General features: G+C 61.4%; 14 protein-coding genes. 7 read left to right on the forward strand and 7 right to left on the reverse strand.

The annotated features are described in order from the left end of the window. Window positions 1-163 precede the first annotated feature (163 nt). Window positions 164-658, forward strand: a complete 495-nt coding sequence (locus ACUTSC_RS04910; protein ID WP_197767638.1) for a winged helix-turn-helix transcriptional regulator — start codon at window positions 164-166, stop codon at window positions 656-658. A 7-nt stretch (window positions 659-665) separates the two neighbouring features. Here ACUTSC_RS04910 and ACUTSC_RS04915 read toward each other — a convergent pair whose 3' ends face one another. Then, window positions 666-1103, reverse strand: a complete 438-nt coding sequence (locus tag ACUTSC_RS04915) for a helix-turn-helix transcriptional regulator (RefSeq protein WP_443006738.1) — start codon at window positions 1101-1103, stop codon at window positions 666-668. Window positions 1104-1721: 618 nt separating this feature from the next. Here ACUTSC_RS04915 and ACUTSC_RS04920 point away from each other — a divergent pair. The 6 genes from ACUTSC_RS04920 to ACUTSC_RS04945 all read left to right on the forward strand — a co-directional run bounded on the left by ACUTSC_RS04920 (window position 1722) and on the right by ACUTSC_RS04945 (window position 8654). Further along, the gene (locus ACUTSC_RS04920) at window positions 1722-2255 is read left to right on the forward strand and encodes a fimbrial protein (RefSeq protein ID WP_015377562.1); all 534 of its coding nucleotides are present in this window, start codon (window positions 1722-1724) and stop codon (window positions 2253-2255) included. 89 nt (window positions 2256-2344) lie between these two features. Next, complete coding sequence (locus ACUTSC_RS04925) at window positions 2345-3067, forward strand: fimbrial biogenesis chaperone (RefSeq protein ID WP_180548676.1); 723 nt, start codon at window positions 2345-2347, stop codon at window positions 3065-3067. A gap of 20 nt (window positions 3068-3087) precedes the next feature. Then, the gene (locus ACUTSC_RS04930) at window positions 3088-5622 is read left to right on the forward strand and encodes a fimbria/pilus outer membrane usher protein (protein ID WP_445653119.1); all 2535 of its coding nucleotides are present in this window, start codon (window positions 3088-3090) and stop codon (window positions 5620-5622) included. 28 nt (window positions 5623-5650) lie between these two features. Next, on the forward strand, window positions 5651-6991 hold the full coding sequence (locus ACUTSC_RS04935) for a fimbrial protein (RefSeq protein ID WP_060419392.1): 1341 nt from the start codon (window positions 5651-5653) through the stop codon (window positions 6989-6991). Continuing rightward, the gene (locus ACUTSC_RS04940) at window positions 6991-7743 is read left to right on the forward strand and encodes a fimbrial biogenesis chaperone (protein WP_443003420.1); all 753 of its coding nucleotides are present in this window, start codon (window positions 6991-6993) and stop codon (window positions 7741-7743) included. Before ACUTSC_RS04935 ends, ACUTSC_RS04940 begins: the two co-directional genes overlap by 1 nt. Window positions 7744-7787: 44 nt before the next feature. After that, on the forward strand, window positions 7788-8654 hold the full coding sequence (locus ACUTSC_RS04945; RefSeq protein WP_060419394.1) for a hypothetical protein: 867 nt from the start codon (window positions 7788-7790) through the stop codon (window positions 8652-8654). A 6-nt stretch (window positions 8655-8660) separates the two neighbouring features. Here ACUTSC_RS04945 and ACUTSC_RS04950 read toward each other — a convergent pair whose 3' ends face one another. The 6 genes from ACUTSC_RS04950 to ebgA form a co-directional block, all read right to left on the reverse strand. Next, window positions 8661-9254 (reverse strand): ATP-dependent Clp protease proteolytic subunit, encoded by a 594-nt coding sequence (locus ACUTSC_RS04950; RefSeq protein ID WP_060440184.1) that lies wholly within the window; start codon window positions 9252-9254, stop codon window positions 8661-8663. A gap of 45 nt (window positions 9255-9299) precedes the next feature. Beyond that, window positions 9300-9629, reverse strand: coding sequence for an SRPBCC family protein (locus tag ACUTSC_RS04955; RefSeq protein ID WP_100396278.1), 330 nt, complete (start codon window positions 9627-9629; stop codon window positions 9300-9302). Next, window positions 9626-9940: an ArsR/SmtB family transcription factor gene (locus ACUTSC_RS04960; RefSeq protein WP_445653120.1), complete on the reverse strand. Its 315-nt coding sequence runs from the start codon at window positions 9938-9940 to the stop codon at window positions 9626-9628. The genes ACUTSC_RS04955 and ACUTSC_RS04960 overlap by 4 nt, the downstream gene beginning before the upstream one ends. A 101-nt stretch (window positions 9941-10041) precedes the next feature. Further along, entirely contained in the window at window positions 10042-11544 is a 1503-nt protein-coding gene (locus ACUTSC_RS04965; RefSeq protein WP_100396277.1) for an amino acid permease, read from the reverse strand. A 58-nt stretch (window positions 11545-11602) separates the two neighbouring features. Further along, on the reverse strand, window positions 11603-12055 hold the full coding sequence (locus ACUTSC_RS04970) for a beta-galactosidase subunit beta (protein WP_197772927.1): 453 nt from the start codon (window positions 12053-12055) through the stop codon (window positions 11603-11605). After that, a complete protein-coding gene (gene ebgA / locus ACUTSC_RS04975) occupies window positions 12052-15141 on the reverse strand; it encodes a beta-galactosidase subunit alpha (protein WP_445653121.1) in 3090 nt (1029 codons plus the stop codon). Before ebgA ends, ACUTSC_RS04970 begins: the two co-directional genes overlap by 4 nt. Window positions 15142-15214: the final 73 nt, after the last annotated feature.

The raw sequence follows: 15214 nt of genomic DNA on the forward strand, positions 1-15214 counted from the left end.
CGTTATCTCCTCGGTAAAGCTGCGGGGTATCGACAATCGTTATGGCCGGCAGCCTGAGTCAAACAAAACTCCAATAATAAGAGTAATAACTCCAATCATTGAAGTGATCAAGCCGAGGCGATAAAATTATCCGCATTAGGGCGGCAAACGGAGGCAAGGCAACGTGAAAGCAAAAGGTTTTGAGGGCATGACGTGTTCGGTGGCCCACGTGCTGTCGGCATTGGGCGATCGCTGGGGCGCGATTCTCATGCGCGATCTGTTGCTGGGGCTCTCGCGCTATGACGATCTGCGCCAATCGACCGGCATCACCAACAACACGTTGGCCGATCGGCTCAAGGCGCTGGAAGGCAGCGGCCTTATCGAAAAGCGGCAATACCAGACCCGCCCCGATCGCTACGAGTATCTGCCGACGGAGAAGGGAAAAGATCTCGGGCTGCTGGTGATGGCGATGATCCAGATTGGCGACAAATGGAACCTGTCCGAGCTGGCCGGGCCGCCGCTGCGCGTGGTTGACCGCGCGACCGGCCACCCCGCCACCCTGCGCGTGATCGATGCCGTGACCGGCGAACCGCTGCCGCCGCAAAACCTGGCGCTGGCCGCCGGGCCCGGCGCCGATGAGATCACGCGATGGCGGCTGGCCGTCGGCAAAACCCGCTAACGGCGCGCTACAACAGCGCAATCATCTTCAGCAGTTCAACCCGATTGCGGATGCCGAACTTTTTGCCGGCGTTATTGAGGTGCGAATAAACGGTTTTCGGGTGCAGGTTAAGCCGCCGCGCGGTCAGGCGGATATCTTCGGTGCGGGCGGTTTCACACAGCACCGCTGCCTCGCCAGGCGTGATTGCCGCCGCCCGCTGCCGGTTCACCACGTGCCGTTCGCTCGTCTCCTGGCGGGCCAGCGTTGCGCAGGTCTCTCGCACCACCTGCAGCGCTTCCCGTTTGTGCAAAATCGCATCCGGCTGCGCCGCAGCGATAAACGCCAGGATCAGCGGTGAACTCTTATCGATGAAGAACAGTAACCGGACGTCTTTATATTCACTGCGTGAATATTTAATGAATTTTAAATACGCCTCGAACCGGTAAATCTCCTGGGGAAACTCCATAATAATTAAATCAGGCGCCGGGCTTATATTTTTAATGATATTCATATTGGGTGAGGATAAGGTTATCACCCCGCCGCCCAATAATGTTTTCATGCCCAGCCGGCACAGCGGTGAACCGTCGATATAAATCACTCTCACTTTAATTCTCCTTATCAGCATGGACGCATGCTTCCACACCTCAGGCGGCTTGTCGCTGCTCTTTTTTGGGGTAATTCGCCTGCAAAGCACACCGATATAAAACATCTTGATAACATGTTTTTCAAATAATCACGCAACCGTCAGCACGTTGATTAATACGCAAAAAAGGCATGAATGTTTCAAATTATTTCAATCTCAAAAACTGGCAATCCAATAAAATCGCAACGCAATGATATAGATCTATTTTCTATTTTGTATGATATAAGCACAAATGAAAAAAAATGTAACAGCAGGCCTTCTCGTCTTATTGCCTTATTCAAAACATCTATAGGGAAAATTCTTAGTTTGTTAGGATGAAAATCCATGTTTGCCGACGCGTTTAAAAAACAATTGCGCAACATGATTAACCCACAACCGCACGTCAGTAATTTATTACTGTCAGGAAAGCTTTTCTCTAAAGTAAATTAAAGGGCATTTCACATGAATGTTAAATTAGTCGCATTATCCATGCTGGCTCTCTCCGGCGCCTGTGCGGCCGCTTCGTCCAATACGGTGCAATTTAAAGGCGAAGTCAGTACGCAAACCTGCTCGGTGAATATTAACGGCAACCAATCCAACCCGGTCGTTCTGCTGCCGACCGTCGCCGCCAGCAAACTCGCCACCAAAGGCGCCACCGCCGGCGACACCACCTTCACCGTCAACGTGACCGGCTGCGCGGCCGCAACCAGCGATACGGCGATCAAAACCGTGCTGGCGGGCAACAACCCAACCACCAACGGCAACCTGGGCAACGCGGGCGATGCGGCCAAAGTGTCCATTCAACTGCTGGACAGCGACGCCACCACGCCGCTGTCGTTCGCCAGCGGTTCGACCGTCACCACGTCGGCAATGACGCTGGCCAAAGACGCCACCTCCACCTCGCAGAACCTGGTGGCCCGCTACTACGCGGAAGACACCGGCGTGGCGGCCGGTTCGGTGATCGCCACCGCACAGTTCGCCATTAGCTACAAATAAGCCGGCGTCAGGCGCCATACCTGTTGATGCCAGCGCCGCCCTTCGCCGGGCGGCGCTGAATGACTCGCCCCCTTTATCGGTTCACGTTTATGCCGCAGATAACCCGCTCCGCCCGCCGATGGGCCGCCCTGTCGCTTTGCCTGATGAGTTTTGCCGCTACCCACGCGTCGGCCAGCGTGACGCTGCTCGGCAACCGCGTGATTTACCCCGCCGAGGCGCGGGAAAAAACGCTGCAGTTCACCAACGACGACGGCACCCCGGCGCTGATGCAGATCTGGCTCGACATCAATAACCCCAAATCCACGCCGGAAAACGCCGATGCGCCCTTTGTCGCCTCGCCGCAAATCTTCCGCATGAATCCGCACAGCGGGCAGATGGTGCGGCTGTCGTTCGTCGGCCAGCCGCTGCCGCGCGATCGCGAATCGCTGTTCTACCTCAACTTCCTGCAGGTGCCCGCCGTGCGCCAGACGGACAGCGACAAGAACAAACTGCTGCTGGTGGTCACCAATCGGCTGAAGGTGTTCTATCGCCCCGCCGGGTTGGCCGGCGACGCCAACCACGTCATCGATCGGCTCAGCCTGCGCCAGGCCGGTAACGCGCTGCGCGTCGACAACCCGACCGGCTACTACGCCAACGTCAGCCAGGCCGCGATCCTGAGCGGCGCGAAGCGCATCACCATCCCGCAGGCGGATCTGATCCCGCCGTTTTCGCAGGCCAGTTGGCCGGTGAACGGGGAGGTGCGGCAGGTCGCACTGCGCGTAATCAATGACTATGGGGTGGAAATCTCACGCACCCTGAACGTCGCGCGCTGACACCAGACAGGGAGGTTTTCATGTTCGATGTCCGCAAAGCGACGCCGTTGCCCGCGCGCTGGTGTTGCGCACTGCTGGCGCTGCCGCTGGGCTGCGCCGCCGCCGACGGCTATACCTTCGATCCCGCGCTGCTGCGCGGCAGCGTACTGAGCAACAGCGCGCTGAGCCAGTTCAACCAACAGGACGCCGTTGCTCCCGGCAGCTATCAGATCGATCTGTACCTCAACGGCCAGTTTCTCGAGCGTGACCAAATTCGCTTCGTGCGCGCAGGCAAGCAGGTACTGCCCTGTTTCGATCGGCCGCAGCTGACGCGCTTCGGGCTGAAAAATCCGCCGGCGGCCGCCGAAGCGGAATGCCTGCTGCCCGGTCGGGATCTCAAGGACATCGCGGTGAACGCGGACATTTCGCGGCTGCGGCTGGATCTGAGCATTCCGCAGGCGCTGTTGAACGGCCAGCCGCGCGGCAGCGTCAATCCCGCCAGCCTGGACAGCGGCGAATCGATGGCCTTCGTCAATTACAACCTCAACCAGTACCACGTCAGCTACCGACAGGGGCAAACCCGCGATCTCGACTCGACCTACGCCAACCTGAACGGCGGGTTCAACCTCGGGCTATGGCGCTACCGCCAGCAGTCCAGCTACCGCTACGATCGGGAGTTCGGCGGCCACCTGGACACCAGCCGCCGCTACGTCCAGCGCGCAATTTTGCCCTGGCGCAGCGAAATGCTGTTGGGCGAAGGCTTTACCGACGGGCACTTCTTCTCCGGCCTGGGCTTTCGCGGTATTCAGCTCAGTTCGGACGACCGCATGCTGCCGGATTCGCAGCGCGGCTATGCGCCGGTGGTACGCGGCGTGGCGAAAAGCAACGCGCGCGTGACGGTGCTGCAGGGCAAAAGCACGCTGTATGAAACCACCGTCGCGCCGGGGCCGTTCGCCATCAACGATCTGTACGCCACCAACTACGCCGGCGATCTCACCGTGGTGGTGACGGAAGCCGACGGCAGCGTCAGTACCTTCACCGTGCCGTTCGCCGCGGTGCCGGAATCCATCCGCCCCGGTCAGTCGCGCTACTCCGCGATCGTCGGCCGTTCCCGCTACGTCGGCGACAACGATCTGTTCAGCGAAGTGACCTGGCAGCACGGCCTGACCAACGCCCTGACCTTCAACCTCGGCAACCAGCTGGCGGACGGTTATCAGGCGATGATGCTGGGCGGCGTGTACAGCAGCTGGCTGGGCGCCTTCGGCATGGATACCACCTATTCCCACGCCAGCCTGCCGGACGGCGGCGCCTCCGGTTGGATGCTGCACCTCTCTTACAGCCGAACCTTCAGCCCGACGGACACCACCTTATCCATCGCCGGCTACCGCTACTCCACCGAAGGCTTTCGCGATCTCAGCGACGTGCTCGGCGTGCGGCGCGCCGCCGTCACCGGCCAAAACTGGCAGTCCGACTCCTACCGCCAGCGTTCGCGCTTCGAAGTCGCCGTCAATCAGGGGATGGGGGTGTTCGGCAGCCTGACGATGTCCGGCTCGACTCAGGACTACCGCGATCAGCGCGGCCGCGACAATCAGCTCCAGCTGGGCTGGGGAAAAACCTTCGGCAACGGCGTGGCGCTTAACCTCTCCGTCACCCGTACCCGCAGCCTGGGCTACAGCAACGGCGACTACCGCGGCTACGGGCCGCTGGATAACGTCTACAGCGCACCGCTGGCGCAGAGCGCGCAGACCGTCACCGCCCTGTCGCTGAGCTTCCCGCTCGGCCGTTCGTCATCCGCCCCCAGCGTCTCGCTGTTGGCCAACCACAGCCAGGGCCAGGGTGGCAACTATCAGGCTGCGCTGTCGGGCAGCGTCGGCGACGAACAGCCGGTCAGCTACGGCCTGAACTTCACCACCGATGACGATCGCCAACAAAGCATCTGGGGCGGCAACCTGCAAACCCGCCTGCCTTACGCCAACGTCACCGGCTCGTTCTCCACCGCGCGCCAGTACCGACAAGGCTCCCTGTCGTTGCAGGGGGCGGTGGTGGCGCACCGCGGCGGCGTGACATTAGGGCCGTATGTCGGCGATACCTTCGCCCTGATCGAGGCGCCCGGCGCCAGCGGCGCACGGGTGATGGACGGCCAGGGCGCGCGCGTCGATCGCTTCGGCTACGCCCTGGCGCCGTCGCTGGTGCCCTATCACTACAACACCGTCGCGCTGAATCCCGAGGGCATGAACGACAAAGCGGAACTGGAAGACGGCCAGCGGCGCGTCGCTCCTTATGCCGGCGCCACGGTGCGTCTGCACTTCAACACCGTGCGCGGCCAGGCGCTGCTGATCACCGCGCAGCGGTCCGATAACGCGCCGATCCCGATGGGCGCCAACGTGTTGGACAACGCGGGCAACAGCGTAGGCATGGTCGGCCAGGCCAATCAGGTGTATCTGCGCAGCGATAAGCGCGCCGGGGAACTGACGCTGAACTGGGGCGACGCCCCCGGCCAGCAGTGCACGCTGCATTACCGCCTGTCTGCCGGGGAAAACGGCCCGATTCAACGGCTCAGCGCCCCGTGCCGCTAGCCCGTTAAACTTATTTTCAGGAGAGACGATGAAACGCATTTTTTACCCGATCGCCGCCCTAGCGCTGCTCGCCCTGTCGCTGTTCGGCGCGCCCGCCGCGCTGGCGCAATGCACCCGGGTCGCCCCCTGGATCGATTCCGGTTGCGATCCCTGCGGGGTGGGCACGGCGCTGGGCCGGGTTAACCTGACCAGTACTTACCTGCAGCCCGTCGGCACGCCGCTCGGCACCAGCGTGTTCGACTTCACCTCCGGCACACGCTATCCGGATCCCAATAAGGTGCTGTATGAATGCGACGCCGGCGACGCGGGGCAGATCTATGAAGTCTTCGCCACCAACGGCGACGATCGCGTCGGCGGCTATTACGATCTGGGCGCCCAGGATGGCAACCCCAACTACTACGCCACCTACTTCCCCTACGTCGGCATCCGCCTGACCCATCTGGATTCCGGCAAGGTTTTTACCCGCTACTGGCAGTCGGCGCCGATTACCCGCTACGCCACCGTCGGCAGCAAAATTCAGATCCGGGTGAAAGACTTCAGCGCCATCCGTGCCGATTTGATCCGCATCAGCTCGCTGCCGGGCGCGGGCGCCAGCAACTACTGCGGCTACAGCGCCGGCAACCCGCTGGTGGGCATGGCCTCGACCACCGGCAATTCGAACTATACCTGCACGCAGCCGAACGGCTATGTCACCTTTCAGGGGCCCGGCATCGCCTCGGATCCTATCGGCAGCGACTCCGCCACCAACTACGCCACCTGGGGCACCGGGCGCTGGAACGCGATGGGCATGGGCACCGCACCCATCTCCTCCTTGACCTATACCGCCACCTGCGTGGCGCGCAACGTCACGCCGCTGGTGATCCTGCCGACCATTTCCGTCAGCCAGTTGACCGCCGGGCAAACCTCACAGGCGCAGTTCACCATCAATATCGAATGCGACAACGCCGCCGTGTCCGGCGTCAGCAGTAACAATACCGCCCTCGGCCTGCAGGTACCGTATGAAAGCTATGTCGCGGCGCAGCAGCTCGGACTGGTCAGCGCCAACGGCGGCGTGAGCTACCTGCTCTCCAGCGGCTACGGCACCGACAGCAGCGTCGCCACCGGCGTGGGCATCGCACTCGCCAACGCCGGCAACGGCGCACCGATGAACTTCGTCGGCTGGGCGCGCTGCAGCGCCGGGCAATGCCCGCAGGGCAACGACGCCGGCTGGTACCCGGTGCTCAACGGCGCCAGCGGCGGCGGCAGCACTGCGGCGGGGTTTACCCACTACACCACCCAGCTCACCGCCACGCTCGCCCGGCTGCCCGGGCAAACCGTCACCGCCGGCAAAGTGGACGCCAGGGCCTACGTCTGGGTTAAGGTGCAATAATGATGAGAAAGAAATATCTGACAATGGGATGCGCCCTGCTGCTGGCGCTGGCGGCCATGGGCGCACAGGCGGGCATCATCGCCTCCGCCACCCGGGTGATTTTCCGCGAGGGCGACACGGAAAAAACCCTGATGTTGCTCAACACCAACGACTATCCGATCGTGGCGCAAACCTGGGTCGATAACGGCGACGTCAATGCCGCCCCCGAACTGTCGCGCGCGCCGTTTGTCACCCTGCCCAGCGTATTCGCCCTGCCGCCTTCGGCGCTGAAAGGGCTGCGGATCCTGTTTGCCGGCGCGGCCCTACCCACCGACAGGGAGTCGGTGTTCTGGCTTAACCTGTATGAGATCCCGCCCAGCCAGCCGACCACGCCGCCGCTGGCGTCGCGCGTGACGCTGGCGATGAACACGCAGATGAAAATCTTCTACCGCCCCAAAGCGCTAAAGGGAAACGCCGAAAACGCGGCCGAGGCCGTCTCGTTCTCGCTGCAAAAATCGCCGGGCGGCTATCTGCTGCGCTGCCACAACCGGTCGGCGTTTTATCTCTCCTTCGCCCGCATAAGCATACACATAGGAAAACGTGATTACCCGGTGCGGCAAGAAAGCGACATGATGACCGCGCCGTTCAGCATGCGAGATTATCACCTCGACGGCGTTGCGGCGCCGACACTCCCTTCACAGATCACCGTTCAGGCCACCCTCATCAACGACCAGGGCCAACAGATCGTCAAGTCATACACAGCAAACCCATAACGATAAAAAGCAGCACATTTTTTAAGTACAGGAAATAGGGAAAAATGAGTCTAAGCAGATTCCAGCTACAGTTTCACCTGGAGAAACAGGCCAACAACATCAGGCAGTCACCGGGATTTCACGCCGCCATCGTCAAACACGGGGAGTTGTTGAAAGAGACCTACAAGAAGCATCCGCTGTTTTACAAAATCATCTTCAGAAACAGTCGGTTCATCATTTGTTCCACCATCCTGTCCATTTACTACCACCAGCCCGCCGCCGGGCTGAAAGACATCAAAGCCTTTTTTAAAGGAAAGAACATGATCAGCGAGAACTCCCTGGACTCCTTTCTGTTCTTTTTGCGGGTCGGCCGCCGGCTGGAGGTCAAACCCTGCGAACATGACAAACGCCAGCTGCGCTATAAGCCTACGCCGCACGCGCTGGCGGAAACCCAGGCGCTGATCGCCTCCATGGCGCGGCCCTATCAGGCGCTGGCGCCACAGATGCCCATCGCGGCGCTGCTGGCGGCGCCCGACTTTCTGCCCACCTTTTTCGCCGCCTACGGGCAGCTGATGCTCAAGGAGATCTACCTGATCGATCTGGTGCCGCAATCCGGACTGTTTATCAGCAAGGACGCCGGCCACATGGTGCTGCTGATGCTGCATATCGAAAGCATCCGGCAGGACTCCCCCTTTCTGCTGCTCTCCTCGGCGAAAATCGCCAAGTCGTGCTCCGTCTCACGCGCGCACGTAAATCGCATCCTGCAGGCGGCGGAAAAATCGGGCCTGCTGACCACCACCAATAACGTGGTGATCGAACTCAACAGCTCGTTCTTTATCATGGCAGAGCGCTATTTCAGCCTCTATTTCGCGATGGTCGAATTCGGGCTTGAACGGGTTTGGCACACGCCGCAGGCCGCCGAGCCCCGCTGAGCCGTTTTACCGCTCCCGCAATACCTTATCGATCAACCCCCAGGCCGCCGCTTCGTCGGCGGTCATAAAGCGATCGCGATCCAACGCCTGCTCTACCGCTTCATCACTCAGGCCGCAATGTTGGGCGTACAGCCGGATCACCCGGTCTTTGGTGCGCTTCATCTCTTCGGCGTGGATCAAAATGTCGGAGGCCTGCCCCTGAAAGCCGCCCAGTGGCTGGTGCACATGCAGGCTGGCGTTGGGCAGCGCCATGCGGTGCCCCGGCTCGCCGGCCATCAGCAGGAACGATCCCATCGAACGCGCGGTGCCCATGCACAGCGTATGCACCGGCGCACGCAGGTACTGCATGGTGTCGTAAATCGCCAGCCCGCTGGTGATCGCCCCGCCCGGCGAGTTGATGTACAGATGGATCGGTTTTTCCGGGTTTTCCGCCTCCAGAAACAGCAGTTGGGCGCACAGCATTTCGGCCACGTCGTCATTGACTTCGCCGTTGAGGAACACGATCCGATCGCGCAGTAGGCGCGAATAAATATCAAAGGAACGTTCTCCCCGGCTGGTCTGTTCCACCACCATTGGGACGAGCATCATCTTCTCACGCATCGGTGAACTCCTGGGTTGGCAACAAAGGGAAGTGTGTTTAACGCGTCAGGCGGCGCGCATCACCGTCGTCGGGCCGTCGTTGGCGGCGTCAAGCTGGTGAATAATCCGCAGCAGGCTGCCGCCGCCGGCATCCGGCACAATCTGCAGCGTCACCACGCTTTCGAGGAACGGCGGTTGGTCGTCGCGCAGGCGATAGCTCACCGCCTCGCCCGGCGTGGTGGCCAGCGGCTCAGCCTGCGCCAGGTCGCCCGTCGGCAGCCACTGCTCGCGCAGCTCGGGAATGCTGAGCGCCCGCCACACTTTTTCCGGCGGCGCATCGAGCGAATATTCCAACACCAGCCGATCGTGCGGCGGCGGCTCAGCCCGTTTGTTCATTGATCCATGTCCTTCAGTAAGGTTTGCAGCGCGTCGATGCGCGCCGGCCACCAGGCGCGGTACTTCGCCAACCACAGGGCGATCTGCGTCAGCCCGTCCGGGTCGACCTGATAATTGACGCAGCGCCCCTGCTTCGCCTCGCGCACCAGCCCGGCATTGCGCAGCACCGCCAGGTGTTGCGACATTGCCGACTGGCTGATGGGCAGCCCTTCGCGCAGCGCGCTGGCGTTCATGCTGCCGGCGGCGAGTTTGTCGAAGATGGTGCGGCGGGTCGGATCGGCCAACGCCTTGAAGATGTCATTTTCGTTCATATAAACACATTAGTATTCACTTATGTATTATGCAAACGCAGACGTGGATTTTTTACACAAGCGAGACTCCGCGCCGGAGCGCGGAGCCGATAGAGGAGAGATTACAGCGGCTTATTGCAAGCGGGCGTGGTCAGCGCGGGTTGCCCGGCCGGCGCCCCTTCCTGCGCTTCCAGCGCGAGGCGCGCCAGCGGCATGTCTTCGTGGTAGCGCGCCTCGGCGTTCAGGGTCTTCGAGTAGCGGTTGTACTTCCACCAGGCGTATCCCAAGAACACCACCAACCCGCCGACGTTATAGAACACGATGGTCATGATGCTGGCGCCGGTCGGGAACGTCGAGGCGAAGAAACCGACGGTGAAGATGGCGATCAGCACGCTGACGATGGCGATGCCCTGCAGGCGCGAGCCCATTTTGAAATCGCGCGCCACCCGGTCGTACTTCAGCCGCAGATTCAGGTAGGCCAACATGATGAACAGCGGCGGCAGCATCGAGGCGGCGGCGGTCATGTTGATCAGCGTGTTCATCAAGTCCTGCACGCTGCTGGAACCCAACGTCGGGATCAGCATCAGCGGGATAACGATGAAAAACTGGATCCAGGCGGCGCGCGTCGGCACGCCGTGCCGGTTCAGGCGAATGGTTTTTTCGCCGAAAATGCCCTTCGGGATCTCGGTGAAGAAAATCTTCACCGGCGCCGCCGTCCACATCAGCAGCGAGCCAAACATGGCGGTGAAGGAAACGATGCCGACGAAGCGGTTCATCAGCACCGTCGGCAGGCCGAAGTGCGCCGACAGGCCTTCGAACACCTGTACCGTACCGCCGGTAAAGTGTAGATCGGTGCGGTGCACGAAGACGTTAATCAGCAGCGAAGACACCGAATACAGCACGCCGATGAACAGCCCGGAAACGATGATCACCTTCACGAAGGCGCGGCTGCCGCCTTTCACATCGTTCACGTACACCGCCACGGACTCCGCCCCGCCCGCCGCCTGGAAGATCCAGGCGGTAATGCCGAGGAACGCCCAGTTGAAGTTCGGCGTCATCGCCTGCACGTTGATCGGGTCGGCCGGCTCGATGCCGCCCAGCACCGCCGCGCCCGCCAGAACGATGTAGGAAAACGTCAGTAGCAGCATCAGCGACGAGGTCACCGAGGTCATCGGCCCCAGCAGTTTTGCGCCGCTGTTGGAGATGTAGGTCGAGAAGGCGAACAGGAAGATGCTGATGATCGCCGTGGTCAGCGGCGTAAACACGTAGTCATAGCCCAGGAACGCGTAAGAAGCGTAGGCAATGACGCGCGGCAGCAGCGCGGTGAAAAAGAACAGGTTTACGAACCAATAGGTGTAGGCGGTGATAAACGCCCAGCGCCCGCCGAGCGCGCTTTTCACCCAGGCATAAACGCCGGCCTCGGAGTTGCGGTTGAGCGAGACGAATTCGGCGATGATCAGACAAAAGGGAATGAAGTAAATGATCGTCGCCACCAGGAACACCGGCGACGAGGCGACCCCGAGCTGAATATTGTTGTTAATCACGTTGTTGAAACTGAACACTGCCGCAAACGTCATCGACAGCAGGCCAAACTTGCCGATGGTGTTTCTGTTCGACGCAGCCATAGAGATTCTCCGAATGGTGTAGGGGACTTCGGTTTGTTGTTATCGATCGGCGAGCGCGCTATTTATTGACGAAATAGCTGTCTTCCACCGTCACTTTTAAAATGACTTTTTTTACCTTGCCGCTTTCTGCGAAGCGGTGAGCCTGGTGGTTTTCGAAGATCACCACGTTGCCTTTGCCGACCCGGCGACTCTCGCCTTCGCCGCTGAAAAACTCGCGGTCGGTTTCGTCCTGATAGGGCGCCACCGTCGTTAGCGCCCGTTTGTCGGCGACCTCGACGGTCTCTTCCCCGTCGAGGTAATAGTGCACATCGAAGTAACGGCGGTTGCCCTCCAGCCAGCCGTGCTGGCGGCCGGCGCCGACGCTCAGCCTATACGTCAGCGAGTCGCCGATCGAATGGCACACGTTTGGGCTGATGCGCTCGACATTGGCGATCGCTTCCATGCAGCGCAGCCACTTCTTGCCGCTGTGATAAATGCGCTGGAACTCCGCCAGGGATTCGAGAATGATCATGCGTTTTCCTCCGCAGACTGCGGGTGATGATGAGCGGGCGCGAAGTCATAACCGGCGAGCGCGGCGCCCTGCGTTTGCCGCCCGTCGAACGGCACCAGCGTGAAGCCGTAGCTGAACGGCGCCAGATAGACCCGGTGGGTATCCAGCACTTCGGAGCCCCAGGAGTTGGAGCCGAGACCGAGGATCTGGTCGTCCAGGTTCAGCGTCAGGCAGTCGCTCGGCTCCAGCTCGTTAATGTGTTGGGCCTGGTGCAGCATCTCGGCGCTGTAAGGCCACAGGCTGAAATTGATCGGCCGCCGCGGCTGGATGAAGATCCCCTTGCCCGCCGCGTCCTGCAGGCTCAGCCAGCGCACGTCCTGCCGGTTGCCGTTGTCCTGCGGGAACGGATAGTGTTCGAACAGCGCCTCGGCGCGCTGCCGGTAGTGGCCGATGAGGTTGGCCCGGCAGCTGTCGCGGTAGTTCTCGCCCGGCCCGCGGCCGTAGTATTCCACCTGCTCGAAGCGGCGACTGATGCCGAAATCGAGACCGATTTTCGGGATAATCTGCCGGAAATCGCCGTAAGGCTCACCGGACAGATCCAGGCTGACGTAGCCCTGCGGGGAGATGCGCCAGCGGTAGGTGCAGCGCATGCCGAAGTCGAACACCGGCGGCGCAATCAGGCTGTGCACCTCGAGCAGCAGATCTTCGCCCTGCCATTGCCGGCTGAGGCGGCGGAAGTGCTGCTGCATGATGGGGAAATGTTGTGGCAGCCAAATCCCCTCATATTCCTGTTTATGGTTATCGATTATCGGTTTGAAGAAGGTGATGCGCGGCGCGCGCCCCACCATTTCTTCATCGTCTACCCGCCACGACAGCAGTTCGCCGCTCAGCAGCGAGAACGCCAGCTGGAACCGGCCGCCGCTGACGAGCAGCTGATGATTTTCCTCGCGGCATTGCAGCGCCGGCGCATCGGCCAGCGGTGCAGCCGGTCGCCGCGTCGCCGCCTGGCGCAGATGCTGGTAATGCCCCAGCCGCTGGCCACTCTCGCTGTAGCGGGTGGCGCTGTCCTTATGCACCGCTACGTCGATCAGCGTTTCCCCCTGCCCCAGCGCCAACACCGGCAGATGCATGTCTTCGCTCTCGCCCGGCTGCAGATGCGGCAGCTTGAATTCGTAACTTGCCACCTGGCGGCCGTCGGTCTTGACGCTGACCTTCAGCGTGATGTCCGCCAGCGAGCTGAACCAATAGCGGTTTTTCACCCGCAGCACGTCACCCGCGCCCTCTTCCGCCGTCACCTCCACCGGGCACAGCACCTGCTGGTATTCCCGCAGGCCGGGGCCGGGGCGCTGGTCCGGATAGATCAGGCCGTCCATGCAGAAGTTGTAGTTGTTCGGGTAGTCGCCGTAATCGCCGCCGTACTGGTAGCGCTCGCGCCCCTGCTCGTCGTGGCTCAGCAGGCCGTGATCGCACCATTCCCAGATATAGTGCCCCTGCAAACTGGCGTGGCGGTTGAACACCGACTGGTATTCGAACAGCCCGCCGGGGCCATTGCCCATCGCGTGGGCGTACTCGCACAGGATGCGCGGTTTGGGGTGCGGGTATTCGCCGAAGGCGTTCATCATCGCCACGCGGGAATACATGGTGCTGATCACGTCGGTCACTTCGGCGTCGCGATCTTCTTCATAGTGGATCAGACGGGTCGGATCGAGCGCCTTGCAGCGCCGGGCCATGGCGCGAATGTTGCAGCCGTAGCCGGACTCGTTGCCCAGCGACCAGATGATGATCGACGGGTGGTTTTTCTGTGCCGCCACGTGGCGCTCGATGCGCTCGACGTAGGCCTGCTCCCAGCGCGGATCGTCGGTGATGCGGCTCAGATCGCCGACGTTGGCGAAGCCGTGGCTTTCCAGATCGGTCTCCGCCATCACGAACAGGCCATAGAGATCGCACAGCTCGTAAAAGCGCGGATCGTTGGGGTAATGGGCGGTGCGCACCGAGTTGATGTTGTGCTGCTTCATCAGCACGATATCGCGCTCCACCCGCGCCATATCGACGGCGCGCCCTTTGCGGTGATCGTGATCGTGGCGGTTAACGCCGTGCAGCTTGAGGTAGTGCCCGTTGACGTACATCAGCCCGTCGCGCACCGCGATCTCGCGGAAACCCACCCGCTGCGGCACCACGCCCAGCAGGTTGCCGGCGCCGTCATACAGGCTGAGCAACAGCTGATACAGATAGGGATTTTCCGCATTCCACTGCTGCGGGCGGCTGACCGGCAGTTCGAAACGGCAGCTCAGCGCCTGCTCGATGTGCAGATCGTCGCGCCACTGCTCCGCCACGCAGCGATTGCCGTCGAACAGCTGCGCCTGCAGGCGGCAGCCCTCGGCGGCCTGCACACCGAGATGGCGCAGCTCGGCATCGATCGCCAACTGCGCGTCGCAATAGCGCTCATCAAAGGTGGTGACCAGCGTCAGGTCGTGAAGGTGAGTGGCGCTCTGGCCGATCAGATAGACGTCGCGGAAGATGCCGGCCATCCACCACATGTCCTGATCTTCGATGTAGGTGGAATCGGCCCACTGCATCACCCGCACCGACAGCAGGTTCTCGCCCTGCCGCACATAGGGGCTGATGTCGAACTCGGCGCACAGCCGGCTGCCCTTGCTGAAGCCGACATAGTCGCCGTTAACGTACACCTCGAAGTAGGTTTCCACGCCGTCGAATTTGATCAGCACCTGCTGATCTTGCCAGCCGGCGTCGAGCGTAAAGGGGCGTTGATAGGCGCCGGTGGGGTTGTTGGTCGGCACGTAAGGCACGTCGATCGGGAACGGGAAGCCCTCGTCGGTGTACTGCAGGTGGCCGTGCCCTTCCAACTGCCACATGCCCGGCACCGCCATATCGCCCCAGTCGTTCATCGGCTCCCGGTAAAACGCCGCCGGCACCTGCGCCGGGTGCTCGAAGAAGCGAAAACGCCAGCGGCCGCTCAGCAGTTGGAAGCGCCGGCTGGCGTTACGATCGAAGCTCAGCGCCTGCCCGACGTCCGCGTAGCTGAAGAAGCTCGCGCGCGGCGCCAACCGGTGCTCCGACTGTTTTTCAATGTTTTCCCAATTATTCACGTCACGTCTCCCGACACCTGTGCAATGCGGAAACGATAGTAAATATTTAGTAAAAACTACAGTTGATATTTAC

Source organism: Serratia sp. TSA_105.2, assembly GCF_052692115.1.